Origin of the sequence: Microbacterium sp. LS_15, assembly GCF_041954735.1 — a bacterium.
GTDB lineage: Bacteria > Actinomycetota > Actinomycetes > Actinomycetales > Microbacteriaceae > Microbacterium.
In genome coordinates, this window is sequence record NZ_JAVAYD010000011.1 from 31540 (window position 1) to 46685 (window position 15146).

General features: G+C 70.8%; 11 protein-coding genes. 6 read left to right on the forward strand and 5 right to left on the reverse strand.

Translation table 11 applies throughout. The features are described 5' to 3' along the window. Nucleotides 1-15: 15 nt before the first annotated feature. The 3 genes from RAC69_RS13255 to RAC69_RS13265 form a co-directional block, all read right to left on the reverse strand. Entirely contained in the window at nucleotides 16-1323 is a 1308-nt protein-coding gene (locus RAC69_RS13255; RefSeq protein ID WP_375087217.1) for an ABC transporter substrate-binding protein, read from the reverse strand. A gap of 125 nt (nucleotides 1324-1448) precedes the next feature. After that, nucleotides 1449-2462: a LacI family DNA-binding transcriptional regulator gene (locus RAC69_RS13260; protein ID WP_375087218.1), complete on the reverse strand. Its 1014-nt coding sequence runs from the start codon at nucleotides 2460-2462 to the stop codon at nucleotides 1449-1451. A 209-nt stretch (nucleotides 2463-2671) separates the two neighbouring features. Then, nucleotides 2672-3130, reverse strand: coding sequence for a GNAT family N-acetyltransferase (locus RAC69_RS13265; RefSeq protein WP_341935175.1), 459 nt, complete (start codon nucleotides 3128-3130; stop codon nucleotides 2672-2674). A 121-nt stretch (nucleotides 3131-3251) separates the two neighbouring features. Here RAC69_RS13265 and RAC69_RS13270 point away from each other — a divergent pair, with 121 nt between their 5' ends. Beyond that, nucleotides 3252-5471: an NADP-dependent isocitrate dehydrogenase gene (locus RAC69_RS13270; protein ID WP_375087219.1), complete on the forward strand. Its 2220-nt coding sequence runs from the start codon at nucleotides 3252-3254 to the stop codon at nucleotides 5469-5471. Between the two features lie 78 nt (nucleotides 5472-5549). Here RAC69_RS13270 and RAC69_RS13275 read toward each other — a convergent pair whose 3' ends face one another. Together RAC69_RS13275 and RAC69_RS13280 are read right to left on the reverse strand one after the other, a co-directional pair. Next, nucleotides 5550-7064 (reverse strand): L,D-transpeptidase family protein, encoded by a 1515-nt coding sequence (locus RAC69_RS13275; RefSeq protein ID WP_375087220.1) that lies wholly within the window; start codon nucleotides 7062-7064, stop codon nucleotides 5550-5552. Nucleotides 7065-7184: 120 nt separating this feature from the next. Continuing rightward, entirely contained in the window at nucleotides 7185-7589 is a 405-nt protein-coding gene (locus tag RAC69_RS13280) for a RidA family protein (RefSeq protein ID WP_341935172.1), read from the reverse strand. Nucleotides 7590-7614: 25 nt separating this feature from the next. Here RAC69_RS13280 and RAC69_RS13285 point away from each other — a divergent pair, with 25 nt between their 5' ends. From RAC69_RS13285 to nagB, 5 genes are all read left to right on the forward strand, one after another. Continuing rightward, nucleotides 7615-8832 carry an alanine racemase gene (locus RAC69_RS13285; RefSeq protein WP_375087221.1) on the forward strand — a complete coding sequence of 406 codons (1218 nt, stop codon included), beginning with the start codon at nucleotides 7615-7617 and terminating at the stop codon, nucleotides 8830-8832. Then, nucleotides 8823-12071, forward strand: a complete 3249-nt coding sequence (locus RAC69_RS13290; protein ID WP_375087222.1) for a family 20 glycosylhydrolase — start codon at nucleotides 8823-8825, stop codon at nucleotides 12069-12071. The genes RAC69_RS13285 and RAC69_RS13290 overlap by 10 nt, the downstream gene beginning before the upstream one ends. A gap of 98 nt (nucleotides 12072-12169) precedes the next feature. After that, nucleotides 12170-13357 carry an ROK family protein gene (locus tag RAC69_RS13295; protein WP_375087223.1) on the forward strand — a complete coding sequence of 396 codons (1188 nt, stop codon included), beginning with the start codon at nucleotides 12170-12172 and terminating at the stop codon, nucleotides 13355-13357. 40 nt (nucleotides 13358-13397) lie between these two features. After that, nucleotides 13398-14363, forward strand: a complete 966-nt coding sequence (locus RAC69_RS13300; protein ID WP_375087224.1) for an ROK family protein — start codon at nucleotides 13398-13400, stop codon at nucleotides 14361-14363. Beyond that, nucleotides 14356-15135 carry a glucosamine-6-phosphate deaminase gene (gene nagB, locus RAC69_RS13305; protein WP_375087225.1) on the forward strand — a complete coding sequence of 260 codons (780 nt, stop codon included), beginning with the start codon at nucleotides 14356-14358 and terminating at the stop codon, nucleotides 15133-15135. Before RAC69_RS13300 ends, nagB begins: the two co-directional genes overlap by 8 nt. Nucleotides 15136-15146 lie beyond the last annotated feature (11 nt).

Sequence of the window (15146 nt, forward strand, 5' to 3'; positions counted from 1 at the left end):
CCCTCCGCGAATCGATCAACGGAATTCCGCTGTGCCCTCGTCGTACTGCTCGCCGAGGTTCTTGTCGGTGGTCTCCGCGTCCTGCGAGCCCGTGATGAGGCCCTGGAGCTCCTGCACGATGACGTCGTAGAAGCCGGGTGCGGGCCAGTCCGGGTAGAACGAGAGGCCGTCGGCGTCGAGCACGCCGTTGAACGTCTCGATGAGCGCGGCGCTCTTCTCGTCGGTGATGTCGGCTGTGTCGGCGGCGACGGGCAGCCCGCCGTTGTTGCCGATGATGGCCTGGATCTCGGGGCGCATCGTGATGTCGATGAACTGGTAGGCCAGCTCCTTGTTCGCGGCGTTCTCGGGGACGACCCAGAGGTTGCCCGAGGAGCCGAGCGACAGGTCGGCACCGGGGAAAGCGGTCATCGTCCAGTCGAAGCCGGTCGCCTCGGCGACGAAGCGGCCGAACCACCACGAGCCGGACACGAAGATGGGGGAGGTGCCGTTGATGAACGAGACTCCCGCGTCCTCGGCCTTGACCGACGAGACGTCGGAGGCGATGTACCCCTTGTCGACGTACTCCTTCAGCGTCTCGGTGGCGGAGCTGATCTCCGGTCCCTGCCAGTCGACCTCGCCGTCGTACAGCTGATAGGCGTCGACGAAGCTGCGGTCGCCCTCGAGCAGCGCGAGCTGGTACCAGAGCTGACCCAGCGGGTACTCGGCCCCTGCCTCGGCGAGCGGGGTGACGCCCTTCGCGACGAACGCGTCGAGCACGGCCACGAACTCCTCGTAGGTGGTGGGGATCTCGAGGCCGGCCTCGGCGAACGCGTCCTGGTTGTAGTAGACGCCCACGAACTCGCCGTAGTTCGGGATGCCGAACCAGGTGTCGCCGCCCATCACGCCGTCCTCCGAGTACTTCGCGGTGGTCTGCAGCGAGGGAGCGAGCTTCTCGTCCCAGCCGTACTCGTCGACCGCGTCGGAGATGTCGGCGATCAGGCCGGTCGAGGCCAGGAATCCGGCCGTGGCGTTGCCCTTGTTGAACTCCATGAGGTCGGGGGCGGCGTCGGTGTCGAGCACCTGGCTCGCCGTCTTCTGGATCTGCTCGAACGACTTCTCCTCGAACTCGACCGTAGCTCCCGTCTCCTCCTCGAAGATCGAGATGGCCTCCGCCCAGGCCTTCCCCATGGCGCTGTCCGCGCCCTCGTAGTGCCAGAGCTTCAGGGTCTGGCCGTCGCCGCCCTCGTCTCCTGAGCCGGCGCCGCAGCCGCTCAGGGCGAGCCCTGCCGCGGTGAGCGCGGCCACGGCGGCCAGCGTCTTGGTCGTGCGGATGTTGCGTGCCATCGTCGGCACTCCTTTCTCGGTGGCCTCACGGGCCGGGACACTTCTTCGGGTCGTCTTCAGTTGTGGCCTGTACGTCATCGAAGCGTTTCGACAACGCGCAGACGATCGCGACGAGGAGCGGTTCGCTACTCCCGGGCGGGAGCGATCGAGCCGGCCTCGCGGTACTCGGGTGGGATGAGGTGGATGCGCGGCGTCGATCCGCCGCTCTCGACGCTGCCGACGGCGAGGTCGACCGCGAGCTCGCACGACTGCTGCGGCACGAGGGGGATCGTGTCGACGGCGACCGACAGCTCGGTCGTGTCGAAGGATGCCGCGGCCGAGACGACCGAGACGTCCTCGCCGACGCGCAGTCCGCGGTCGGCGACGGTCGCGAGCAGGATCTCGTGCACGTCGCCGACCGCGTGCACGATGAACGCGCGGTCGCCCCGGTCGAGGGCGGCCTCGCACGTGGAGCGCACGGACGCGGCATCCGTCGTCGTGTCGCCGGTCGTCGCCCAGGCGAGGGCGATGTCGCGGTGCGCGGCGCGGTCGGTGACGCCGGCGAGCAGACGCCGGGGGAAGTTCGACTTGCGGTATGACACCTCGGTCTGGCCGAGCAGCATGGCGCGTCGGTGCCCGGCATCGGCGAGCCGGTCGATCGCGAGCGCGCCCGCCGCCTCGAAGTCGAGGTCGACGCAGGTCAGGCCCTCCGCGTCGTCGGGGATGCCGATGAACACCGTCGGCGTGCGGACGCTGCGCGCGATGGCGGCGCGGTCGTCGTCCGGCGCGACATCGAGCACGAGGATCGCGTCGACGAGGCGGCTCGCCGCGACGCGGTTCATCCCGTCCGAGGTCTGCTCGTCGGTGAGGAGCAGGATGTCGTAGCCCCGGCGCCGGGCGGCGACAGCCGTGGCGAGCACGAAAGCCATGTGGGTGGGGGCGTGCGTGTCGGCGCGCAGCGGCTCAGTGAGGGCGAAGATGTGGGTGCGGCGGCCCGCCAGCATGCGGGCGCCGGCGTCCGGCTCGTAGCCGAGCGTGCGAGCCGCATCCTCGATGCGGCGGCGCGTCTTCTCGGAGACCGGGCGCTTGCCGCTGAGCGCGTAGGAGACGGTGCTGATCGACACCCCGGCGGCGTGCGCCACCTCATGGATCGTCGTCATCGGGACTCCGTCGTCGCTCGTTCGGGAACATCGTCGAAGCGCTTCGCCAGCGCTCTGAAGTGATGATAGGCACGCTCGGCGGGGGAGCGCAAGCTTTTTGTGGCGACTCGCAACAAATCCGTGATCTCCGCCGCGGGAGAACATCGGAGGTCCGTGCCGACAGGGCGACGGGCCTCGACGAGGGAGGGGGCGGCGACCCCGCCGCCGGCCTACGGCGTGACGCGGATCTCGGCGATGACCTCGGAGTACTCCGTCTCGCCGACGGGCGTGAAGCCGACGCGCAGGAAGAAGGCCTCAGGGCCGTCCTCCCCGGCTTCGTAGATGACGTTCACGTGGTCGACGCCGCGGGAGCGCGCCTCCTCCACGAGCTGCTCGACGGCGAAGCGACCCACGCCCTTGCCCTGATCGTCGGCGTCGACGTTGATGCGCCACAGGACGGAGCGGAAGTGCTCCTCGGGCGCCTCCGAGTCGAAGTTCGCACTCACGAAGCCGACGACCTGGTCGCCGTCGAGCACGACGCGCTGCCAGGAGGTCTGCGGGTTGATGACGGTCGCCGCGATGCCGTAGGACACCGGAGCGAGGAACTGCTCCTGTCCGGGCTTGAGCGACAGGTTGTTCACGGCGACGATCGTCGCAGCGGAGAGTTCGACCATGCGCAGTTCGGACATAGACACAGGCTAACCCCTCCGGCCCGCTCCTACCCAGAGACGAGCAGATTCTCGAGGGCGAGAAGCCCTCAGGTATCTTGGTATCGAGACAATTCTGCCCTCGTGAACGGAGAACCTCCCGGTGACCGACGACGCCATCATCTACACCTACACGGACGAGGCTCCCGCGCTCGCCACAGCTTCCTTCCTCCCGATCATCCAGGCCTTCACCGGCCAGGCGGGCATCGACGTCGAGACGCGGGACATCTCCCTCGCCGGTCGCATCCTCGCCGCCTTCCCGCAGAAGCTCGCTCCGGAGCAGCAGGTCGGCGACGCACTGGCCGAGCTCGGCGGACTCGCCACCCTGCCCGAGGCGAACATCATCAAGCTCCCGAACATCTCGGCATCCATCCCGCAGCTGAAGGGCGCGATCGCCGAGCTGCAGGCTCAGGGCTACGACATCCCCGACTTCCCCGACGAGCCCTCGTCGCTCGAGGAGAAGGACATCCGCGCGCGCTACGACCGCATCAAGGGCTCCGCCGTGAACCCGGTGCTGCGTGAGGGCAACAGCGACCGCCGCGCGCCGCTCGCCGTGAAGAACTACGCGAAGAAGCACCCGCACCGCAACAAGCCGTTCGCCGAGGGGTCGAAGACCCGCGTCGCGACGCTCGGTCACGACGACTTCAAGCACAACGAGCGCTCCTGGGTGGCCGCCCACGACGACGTGCTGAGCTTCCGCCACATCGCCGCCGACGGCACGGTCACGGTGCTGAAGCAGGGCCTCAAGGTCCTGCCCCGCGAGATCGTCGACGCGACCTTCCTGTCGGCGTCCCACCTCGACGCGTTCCTCGCGGAGACGCTCGAGACCGCGAAGGCCGACGACGTGCTCTACTCGGTGCACCTCAAGGCCACGATGATGAAGGTCAGCGACCCGATCATCTTCGGTCACGTCGTGAAGGCGTTCTTCGCCGACGTGTTCGCCCAGTACGGCGAGCAGCTCGCCGCCGCCGGTCTCAACCCGAACGACGGCCTCGGCTCGATCCTCGCCGGGCTCGAGGGCATCGCCGGGGGAGACGAGATCGCCGCCGCGTTCGCGAAGGCGATCGCCGAGGGGCCGCGCCTCTCGTATGTGAACTCCGACAAGGGCATCACGAACCTGCACGTCCCCAGCGACGTGATCGTCGACGCCTCGATGCCCGCGCTGGTGCGCAACGGCGGAAAGCTGTGGGGCAAGGACGGCGGCGAGGCCGACACCCTCGCGGTCATCCCCGACTCCTCGTACGCGAGCGTCTACCAGGCCGTGATCGACGACGTGATCGCGAACGGCCCGCTCGACCCCGCCACGATCGGCACCGTCCCGAACGTCGGGCTCATGGCTCAGGCGGCCGAGGAGTACGGCAGCCACGACAAGACCTTCGAGATCGCCGCCGCCGGCACCGTGCAGGTGCTCGACAGCGAGGGCACCGTGCTCATCGAGCACGAGGTGGGCGAGGGCGACATCTGGCGCGCCACGCAGACCAAGCACATCCCCGTGATGGACTGGGTCAAGCTCGCCGTCACGCGCGCCCGCGCGACGGGTGTGCCCGCGGTGTTCTGGCTCGACGCGAACCGCTCGCACGACGCGCAGATCATCGCCAAGGTGCACCAGGGTCTCGCGACGCTCGACACCAAGGGCCTCACGATCACGATCCTCGCTCCCGAGGAGGCCACTCGCTACACGCTCGCGCGCATGCGTCACGGCCTCGACACCATCTCGGTGACCGGCAACGTGCTCCGCGACTACCTCACCGACCTGTTCCCGATCCTCGAGGTCGGCACGAGCGCCAAGATGCTCTCGATCGTGCCGCTGCTCGCCGGCGGCGGACTGTTCGAGACGGGAGCAGGAGGCTCCGCGCCGAAGCACGTGCAGCAGCTGGTCGAGCAGAACTACCTGCGCTGGGACTCGCTCGGCGAGTTCTTCGCGCTGGCCGCCTCGCTCGAGCACTTCGCCGACCGCACGGGCAACGAGAAGGCGCGCGTGCTCGCCGAGACGCTGGATGCCGCGACCGGCACCTTCCTCGAGGAGGACCGCTCGCCCGGACGCGCCCTCGGCACGATCGACAACCGCGGCAGCCACTTCTACCTGGGCCTGTACTGGGCGGAGGAGCTGGCCAAGCAGTCGAAGGACGCCGAACTCGCCGCAGCCTTCGCGCCCGTCGCCGCGAAGCTGGCCGAGAACGAGGAGAAGATCGTCTCCGAGCTCAACGCCGTGCAGGGCTCCGCCGTCGAGATCGGCGGGTACTACCGCCCGGACGACGCGCTCGTCTCCGCGGTCATGCGCCCCTCGACGACGCTGAACGAGATCGTCGACGCGCTCAGCTGAGACCGCACAGCGAAAGGGCCGGATGCTCAGCATCCGGCCCTTTCGCGTATCCGCTCGGCGCCCGTCGGGGCGAGCGACTCAGTTGTGGACCGAGACCTCCATGCCCACGGGCGACCACTCGTACACAAACTTGGCGACGTCGATCGGCATGTTCACGCAGCCGTGGCTCATGCGGTTGCCGAAGTTGCTGTGCCAGTAGGTGCCGTGGAAGCCCTCGTCGCCGTTGAAGTAGGTGACCCAGGGGACGTTCGGCGTCTCGGTGATCGAGCCGTCGGGCTCGCGGCTCTTCATGGTCTGCGAGCGCACGTGGGCGTAGACCTTGAAGTTGCCGACGTCGGTCGGCGTCGCAGCCTTGCCGGAGGAGATCTTCCACGACCGCACGACGGCGCCGTTCTCGTAGAGCGTCGCGGTCTGCGAGCTCAGGTTCACGTCGATCTTGCGCAGGAGCGTGACGGCGGTGAACGGGGTCTCGGTGACCGAGATCGGGAACACGCCCTCGCCGGCCTCGAGCTTGTCGGCCACGTCGGACGCGAGGTTCGAGGTGTCGCTCAGTGCGCGGCCGTTGACGCCCTCGGACTCGGTGCGCAGCACCTTGCCCGACGAGTCGACGATCTGCGTGGCGTTGACCGGTGCGCGGTCGACGGCTGCGGGCAGCACGTCGACGGTCGCCTGGATCGCCGCCTGATCCGCCTCGATGCGGAGCGTGCCGTCGTCGTCGACCACGGTGAACCAGGTCGAGGCGGTGGCGGCGTCGACGGGGACCGTGCGCTCCTCGCCGAGGTAGAAGCCGATCGTGCCGAGCATCGTGTTGATCGAGGTCGCCAGGGTCGTGGCGTCCTCGTCGGTCACGGCCGGAGCCGCCTCGGCGGGACCGCCGGGGAATTCGAAGCTCTTGCCGCCGTCGGCGATCGTGTCGGTGAACGCCTCGCTCAGCGCCGCGACGTCGACGCCGGTGCCGGTCGCGGACGGAGTGATGACGTAGCTGCCGGTGGCGGCGTCGAAGACCACGCCTGCGTCGACCGGGTCTTCGAAGCTCGTCGGCACGGCGTCGCGCAGGGCGGCGTCGGCGGTCGAGGGGTCGAGGGTGATCTCACCCGCGACGGGCTCGCCCATCCAGGCGCCGACGTTCCACATCGGGTGCTCGGCGAAGGCCTTGTCGGCGAGGGCGCTCGCGTCGACGGCTGCTCCGAGCTCCGAGCCGGTGAGCACGACGTCGTCGCCCGCACCCGTGAGGGTGACCTCGGTCTCGGCCACGTGCGCGCTGATGACATCGGCGGCCGCGCCGGGCGTGAGCCAGCCCACGGGGATGCCGGCGACCGTGGTGCCGGGGGCGATCAGGATCATCGAGGCGGCGCCGGCGCCGATCACGACGGCCCCGACGCCCAGGCCGATCCACAGTCCGAGGCGCTTCTTCTTGGGCGCCGGCTCGATGGGAGCCCAGGCCAGCGGCTGGTCGCCGCTCTGCGGCGGCATCGAGTCGGTCGGGGTGTCATCACCCGACGGAGTCAGAGCGACCGTGTCGGCGGAGCCCGCCTCGGTCAGTTTCTCAGTCTTCGCATCCTGCGCTGAGATCAGATCGGTCACGAACTTCACCCCCCGGTTCTCACGTGGCCTTTATCACATTCAATGCTACGGGATCGAAGGTAACGAGGGGGCAACGGTCGTGCGGGCCCTCTCGGGCCCGCACGGATCAGGCGACGACGTCGCCCGCGGTCACTCGACGACGGCGATGCCGTCGATCTCGACGAGCATCTCCTCGCGGGGCAGACCCGTAAAGACGGTGGTGCGCGAGGGGAGGACGCCGCTCGGCGTGTTCGCCTCGACGAAGGCGCCGTACGCCTCGTTCATGATCGGGAAGTCCTCGCGCTTGGTGAGGTAGACGCGCAGCATCACGACGTCGTCGAACGTCGCTCCCGAGGCCTCGACTATGGCCTTGACGTTCTCGAGCGTGCGCGTGGTCTGCGCGGCGACGTCGCCGGGGTAGAGGTACTCGTTGGTGACGGCGTCGACCGGGCCCTGGCCGGAGACCTGGACGAACGGGCCCTTGCGCACGCCCTGCGAGAAGGTGTGGGCGGGGGCGGGGGCGGCGTCTGTCGTGATGCGGGTCTTCGAAGTCATGCTGCAAGCCTAGTAGCCTTGTTAGATGCCTCTACAAATTCCGGATCCCGAACTCGGCACCTGGGCGAAGGGCTTCCCGGCCCTGGCGGCAGGGCTGCGTCTCTCCGAGATCGCCGACGCCGACCTCCACCTCTCGGATCTGGTCACCCCGGTGCTCACCGTGCACGAGGCGGCACTGACTCACAACGAGGCGACGGTGTTCTCCTGGGCGGCCGAGAAAGGCGTCCGGCTCGCGCCGCACGGCAAGACGACCATGGCTCCCGCGCTGTGGCAGCGTCTCCTGGACGCGGGCGCCTGGGGGATCTCGGTGGCCACGTCGTGGCAGGCGGAGGTCGCGGTTCAGGCCGGCGTCTCGACCGTGCTCATCGCGAACGCCGTCACCGATGCGGCAGCAGCACGGCGATTCGGCGAGCTGCTCGCCGCCGACCCCGAGCTGCGCATCCTGTGCTGGGCCGACTCCGAGCGGACGGTCGAGATCCTCGCGGGTGCGCTCGAGGGCGCCGCTCGGCCCCTCGACGTGCTCGTCGAGCTCGGCGGAGCAGGGGGACGCACGGGGGCCCGCACGATCGAGGAGGGCGAGCGCATCGCTGGTGCGATCGCCGCGGCATCCGGTCTCCGCCTCGCCGGCGTCACGGGCTACGAGGGCCCGTTCGGCCCTGACCGCAGCGACACCTCGATCGTCGCCGTCGACGCCTATCTCGGCACGCTCGTCGAGCTGCACTCGCGCCTGGCCTATCCGGAGGGCGTGCGGCCCGTGCTGAGCGCCGGCGGCAGCTCGTTCCCCGACCGTGCGGCGGCCGTGCTCGCACCGCACGCCGACGGGGCCGACGTGGTGCTGCGCTCCGGCGCATTCCAGATCCACGACGACGGTTTCTACTCCCGCATGTCGCCGTTCGGTCCGCTGACGGGCACCGCGCCCCTGCGGTCGGCCATGCACGCGTGGTCGCGCGTCGTCTCGCAGCCCGATCCCGGCCTCGCCCTGCTCGACGCGGGGCGTCGGGACGTGCCCTTCGACATCGACCTTCCCGTCCCGCAGTCGGTGGCCGGCTCGATCACGGCGCTGAACGACCAGCACGCCTTCCTGAGCCTCGCCGCCGACGCGGCGGTCGCGCAGGGCGACGTGGTGCGGTTGGGCCTCTCGCACCCGTGCACCGCGTTCGACAAGTGGAAGGTCGTCGCGGTGATCGACGACCCCGACGCCGACGACCCGCGCGTGATCGGAGCGGTGGCGACGTGCTTCTGAGCAGCGAGAAGCCGGTGCGCGTCTACCGCGACGCCACGGTCGTCGACGGCACGGGCGCGCAGCGCTACCGCGCCGACGTGTACGTCGAGGGCGCGAGGATCGTCGCGCTGGTGCGCGAGGGGGCGGGTGAGGCGCCTCAGCTGCCCGATGCCGCTGTCGAGGTCGACGCCGCCGGGCTCGTGCTCGCACCGGGTTTCATCGATATGCACGCGCACAGCGAGCTCGCCGTGCTGGAGGGTGCCGCGCACACCGCCAAGATCAGCCAGGGCGTGACCACCGAGGTCGTCGGGCAGGACGGTCTCGGCTATGCGCCGCTCGACGACGCGACGGCCTCGGTCATCCCCGCGCAGATCGCCGGCTGGAACGGGGCGCCGGCGTCGGTGCCGTGGCGCACGATGGGCGACCTGCTCGCCTCGTTCGATGCCGCGGCGGTCGCGAACGTCGCGGTGCTCGTGCCGCAGGGCAACCTGCGCATGATGGTGGTCGGCCACGAGAACCGCCGAGCCACCGATGCCGAGATCGCGGCGATGGGGGAGCTGCTGGGCGCGGCGCTGGACGCCGGCGCCTTCGGCATGTCGAGCGGCCTGACGTACACGCCGGGCATGTACGCCAACACGGCGGAGCTCGAGGCCCTGTGCCGCGTGGTCGCCGAACGGGGCGGCTACTGGTCGCCGCATACGCGCAGCTACGGCGGCGCGGCGCTGGACGCGTATCGCGAAGCGCTCGACATCGGACGCCGGACCGGGTGCCCGATCCACCTCACGCACGCCACCATGAACTTCCTCCCCAACCGCGGCAGGGCCGACGAGCTGCTCGCGCTCGTCGACGAGGCGCTCGCCGACGGGGTCGACGTCACGCTCGACACCTACCCGTACCTCCCGGGTGCGACGACCCTCGCGGCGCTGCTGCCGAGCCGGCTGTCGGAGAGCGGGGACCTGCTCGGGACGATCGCGGCGCTCGACGCCGCGGGGCGGGAGGCCGTGCGGGTCGAGCTCGAGGACATCGGTTGTGACGGCTTCCACGGGGAGCGAGCCGACTGGGAGGCGATCCAGATCGCCGGCACGGGCGACGCCGCTCTCTCCGGGCTCGTCGGCCGCACGGTCGCCGAGATCGCGTCGGCCGAGGGTCGGCGCGCGGTCGATGTCGTGCTCGACACGATCATCGAGGACGCCGGTGCCACGAGCATCCTCATGCACATCGGCGATGAGGAGAACGTCCGCGAGATCATGCGGCACCCCCGCCACACGGGCGGCAGTGACGGCATCCTGATCGGTGCTCGTCCGCATCCGCGGGGCCGTGGCACCTTCCCGCGCTACCTGGGGCACTACGTGCGGGAGCTCGGCATCCTGTCGCTCGAGGAGGCCGTCCGGCATCTCTCCGGCACGCCGGCCGCGCGGCTCGGCCTCGACAGGGGCGACGCGCCGCGCGGAGTGATCCGCGAGGGTTCCACGGCCGATCTCGTGCTGTTCGATCCCGAGACCATCGCCGCCGGCGCGACGTTCGAGGACCCGCACGCGGCGCCCGTCGGCGTCGTGGAGGTGCTGGTCGCCGGCGAGCCGGTCGTGCAGCAGGGGCGCGCCACCGGCGGCGCTCCGGGGCACGCGCTCCGCATGCCGCCACCCCCGCATCGGGCGACGGTCCCGCTCGTGCATTCGCGCATCGACCCCGCAGCCGCTCCGTTCGTCTGGACTGCGCAGACGCCGGTCGTCGCCACCGACGACCTCGCCGCGAGCGCCGAGCGCCTCGGCGGGGTACGGGCCTCCGGGAGTGCGGAGCGCGCGATCACGCTGCGCATCGACGCGGCGCTGGCCGACGCGCCCTTCGCCGAGGGACGCATCGGCGAGGAGGCGTTCCGCCTCCGAGTCTCCGCCGAGGGCGTCTCCGTGACCGGCGCGTCGGTCGCCGGCGTGTTCCGCGGCGCGACGACGCTACGACAGCTGCGCGAGCCCGGCGCCGAGCAGTCGCGCATCCCCGCGGGCGAGTGGTCCGGTGCACCGGCGTATGCCTGGCGCGGGGCGATGCTCGACGTGGCACGGCACTTCCGACCGGCCGCCGACGTTCGTCGACTCGTCGATCTGCTCGCCGACCACCACCTCAACGTCCTGCACCTGCATCTCACCGACGACCAGGGTTGGCGGTTCGAGGTGCCGGGATACCCGCGTCTCACCGAGGTCGGCGCCCGGCGGGAGGCGACGCAGCGCGGGCACGGTCCGCTCGCGACGGTCGAGCCCGGCGTGCACGAGGGGCACTACACGGATGCCGAGCTGCGCGACCTCGTGGCATACGCAGCAGCGCAGCACGTCACGCTCGTGCCGGAGGTCGAGCTGCCCGGTCACATCCAGGCCGGTCTCGCCGCCTACCCGGAGCTCGGCAACACCGACGTCGGGGGTCCCGTCACCGCTCCCTGGGAGAGGTTCGGGGTCAACCCCCGCACGCTCGCGCCGACCGAGGAGTCGCTCGCCTTCGGGCGCGCGGCCATCGACGCGCTGTGCGACCTCTTCGACTCGCCGTGGATCGGTATCGGCGGCGACGAGGTTCCCGTGACGGAGTGGGAGCACAGTGCGGCGGCGCAGGAGGGGATGCGGCAACTGGGCCTCGCGTCGGCCCACGACGTGCAGCCCTGGTTCACGGCGCACTTCGTCGCGCACGTCCGCGCACGGGGGCGCACGGCGCTCGCCTGGGACGAGGTGCTGGAGGGCGACGTGCCCGACGGCGTCGAGATCCTCGCCTGGCGTGGTCCCGTCGCGATGCGGGAGGCGCTGCGCCGCGGCATCCCGGTGATCGCGTGCCCTGATCTGAGCGTCTACCTCGACTACCCGCAGTCCGACTCGGAGGAGGAGCCGATCCGCGTCGGACCGCCGCTGCCGATCGAGCAGGTGTACGGACTGCGTGTGGAGGAGGGGGCCTCCGGCGGGCAGGCGAACGTCTGGACGGAGCATCTGCCGTCGCGGGACCGTGTGGACTTCGCGATGTTCCCGAGGCTGTCCGCGGTCGCGGAGCGGCTGTGGGAGGGCGGGGAACCGGCGCCGTTCGAGGACTTCGCCAGGCGGTTGCCCGTGCACCTGCGCCGGCTGGCCGAGAGGGGCGTGCGGTATCGTCCTCTCGACGGTCCGACGCCCGCTCAGCGCCGCCCCGGCGTCCCCGGGAAGCCGCTCACGCGGGAGGCGCGGGAGGGCATCGTGGAAGGCCTCGTCGCCCGGCTCGTCGAGCGGGCGGGAGAGGCCGACTCGGACGGCTGACACACGGTCGTCATCGTAATGTAACGTTTCGGTAACCCTCCCGGACGCTCTGCGCGGTGGGGTTGCACAATTTTTGTTCGTAAGGTCTACTAACAAACATGTCCGTATCGGATGAAACGCGCCCGTCGACGACGTCGGAGTACGTCGGGACGAACGCCCACGCCTTCGGCCCCGCGCGGCATCTGCGCTCGCGCGCCAAGGTGCTGCCCGAGCACGCCCGCGGCCACAACCGGGCCCTCGTGCTGCAGACGCTCTATCACTCCGGCGCGATGAGCCGCGCCGACCTCTCCCGGGAGACCGGACTCACCCGCGTCACGATCTCCGACCTCGTCGCGGAGTTCATCGCCGACGGCATCGTCATCGAGATGGGTGTCCGCGAGACGGTCGGTCCGGGCAAGCCGCCCATCCTCATCGACATCGACCGCGTCGGTCACCAGATCATCGGCATCGACCTCTCGGCCCCGAGCGCCTTCACCGGCGCGCTGCTGAGCCTCGACGGCGACGTGATCGGGCGCCGGGAGGTGCCGCGTCCGGAGACGCCGGACGGCGACGCCGCGTACGCCGCCCTGCTGCAGCTCGCCCGTGAGCTCGTCGCCGAGGCCACGCAGCCCATCCTCGGCGTCGGCATCGGCACGCCCGGTGTCGTGCGTCCGGACGGGATGGTGCTCAGCTCGCCGAACCTGGGCTGGTCCGACCTCCCGCTCGAGGCCAAGCTGGGCGTCGACCTCGACCTGCCCGTGCTCGTGCGCAACGACGCGAATGCCGCCGTGCTCGCCGAGTACACGTTCGGCGAGGCCGAGGCCGACTTCATGCTCATCAAGATCGGTCGAGGCGTCGGCGCCGGCGTCATCACCGGCAGCCAGCCGCTGCTCGGGAGCCGGTTCGCGGCCGGCGAGATCGGGCACGTGGTCGTCGGCACCGACGGCGGCCCGCGCTGCGCCTGCGGCAAGGACGGATGCCTCGAGGCCTGGCTCAGCGAGAGCCGCCTGCGCGCGGCCATCGAGGCCGCACCGGACTCCCGCGACGACATCCTCCGCGACGCCGGGACGCGGATGGCCATCGCGATCGCCCCCATCGTCGCCGCCCTCGACCTCTCCGAGGTCGTGCTGTCGGGGCAGGGCGACCTGCTCGACGGCGTCCTGATCGACGCGGCGGTGGAGACCCTGCACGCCCGCACGCTCGAGGGCGTGTTCGAAGACGTCGTGATCCGGCGCACTCTGCAGTCCGACATCGTGCTGCGCGGCGCAGCCGTGATGGTCCTGTCCGGCCAGCTGGGCGTCTCGTGAGCGGCGCCCTCGACTCGACCACGGGCAGGAGCACCATCCGATGACGGATGCCATCACCGTCGACCTCGCCGGTCGACGCATTCGCGTCGGCCTGGACGTCGGAGGCACCAAGATCGACGCGGTCGCCGTCGCGCCATCGGGTGAGATCCTCGCCCGCCTGCGCCGCCCGACCGGGTGGGGAGAGGACGCGGTCGTCGAGAGCGTGTCAGCGGCCGTCGTCGATCTCGCCGCAGAGGCCGGTCTGACCGTCGCCGACATCGACTCCGTCGGCATCGGCATCCCCGGTCTCGTCGACGCGGTATCGGGACGGGTGCTGCACGCGGTGAACCTCGGCGTCGAGTCGCTCGACCTCGCCGAGCGCGTCGCCGCCCGGCTCGGAGCGGTCGTGCGGGTCGAGAACGACGTGAAGGCCGCGGCCCTCGGCGCTGCAGCGCTGCGCCGCATCGAGGGATCGATGGCGTATCTGAACCTCGGCACCGGAGTGGCCGCCGGCATCGTCGTCGACGGCGCGATCTGGCGCGGCGCCCGCGGTACGGCGGGGGAGGTGGGCCACCTCTCGGTCGACCCGGCCGGTCGCCTGTGCGGCTGCGGCCAGCGCGGCTGCATCGAGACCTTCTGCGGCGGCGGAGCCCTGGCCAAGGCCTGGGGACGCCCCGGCGCGCACCCCGTGCGCGACATCCTCGACGCCGCCGACGAAGGCGATCCGCTCGCCGCGTCGCTGCGCGCCGACCTGTTCCACGGGGCGGCAGCGGCCGTCCGTGCACTCGTGCTCTCGGCCGACGTCGAGCGCGTTATCATCGGCGGGGGCCTGACGGCTCTCGGCGCCCGCCTCGAGGCAGGCGTCCGAGACGCCCTGCACGCGGGTGCGGAGGCCTCCGCGTTCATGCGCTCCCTGCACCTGGACGACCGGATCGAACTGCTCCCGCTCGGCTCGCCGGCGGCTGCCGTCGGCGCCGCGCTCGTCGGAGCCACCTCACCACTCAAGGAGATCGTCACCCATGGCTGAAGTCGTCATCGTCGAGAACGCCGCCGCCGCGGGCGCCCTGGTCGCCGCGGAGATCGTCGAACTCATCGACGCGCGTCCGGATGCCGTGCTCGGCCTCGCGACGGGATCCACACCGCTGCCCGTGTACCAGGCGCTGCGCACGCAGCTCGCCGGTCGCGATGTCTCGCGGGTGCGGGGATTCGCGCTCGACGAGTACGTCGGTCTCGACCCCGCGCACCCGGAGAGCTACCGCTCGGTCATCACCAAGGAGGTCGTGGAGCCGCTGGGACTCGACCCGCAGCGCATCCACGTGCCCAACGGCGCCGAGGCGACGATCCAGCACGCCGGCGAGGACTACGAGAAGGCGATCGACGAGGCCGGTGGCGTCGACCTGCAGATCCTCGGCATCGGCACCGACGGGCACATCGGCTTCAACGAGCCCGGGTCGTCGTTAGCCTCGCGCACGAGGGTCAAGACCCTCACGGAGCAGACCCGCGAGGACAACGCCCGCTTCTTCGACTCGATCGACGACGTGCCGATGCACTGCATCACCCAGGGGCTCGGCACGATCCTGCGCGCGCGCCACCTCGTGCTGCTCGCGTTCGGCGAGGGCAAGGCCCAGGCCGTGGCGGATGCCGTCGAGGGGCCGCTGTCGGCGATCCTCCCCGGCTCGGCGATCCAGTTGCACCCGCACGCGACGGTCGTGGTCGACGAGGCCGCGGCGTCACGACTGAAGCTCGCGGACTACTACCGTTACACCTTCGCGAACAAGCCGGCCTGGCAGGGCATCTGACCCTGCACGTC

Bases quoted from the DNA above. Each gene is read 5' to 3' on its own strand.
- RAC69_RS13300 (WP_375087224.1), top strand. From the start codon at position 13,398: ATGACGGATGCCATCACCGTCGACCTCGCCGGTCGACGCATTCGCGTC.
- RAC69_RS13255 (WP_375087217.1), bottom strand. From the start codon at position 1,323: ATGGCACGCAACATCCGCACGACCAAGACGCTGGCCGCCGTGGCCGCG.
- RAC69_RS13295 (WP_375087223.1), top strand. From the start codon at position 12,170: ATGTCCGTATCGGATGAAACGCGCCCGTCGACGACGTCGGAGTACGTC.
- RAC69_RS13265 (WP_341935175.1), bottom strand. From the start codon at position 3,130: ATGTCCGAACTGCGCATGGTCGAACTCTCCGCTGCGACGATCGTCGCC.
- nagB (WP_375087225.1), top strand. From the start codon at position 14,356: ATGGCTGAAGTCGTCATCGTCGAGAACGCCGCCGCCGCGGGCGCCCTG.
- RAC69_RS13285 (WP_375087221.1), top strand. From the start codon at position 7,615: ATGCCTCTACAAATTCCGGATCCCGAACTCGGCACCTGGGCGAAGGGC.
- RAC69_RS13280 (WP_341935172.1), bottom strand. From the start codon at position 7,589: ATGACTTCGAAGACCCGCATCACGACAGACGCCGCCCCCGCCCCCGCC.
- RAC69_RS13260 (WP_375087218.1), bottom strand. From the start codon at position 2,462: ATGACGACGATCCATGAGGTGGCGCACGCCGCCGGGGTGTCGATCAGC.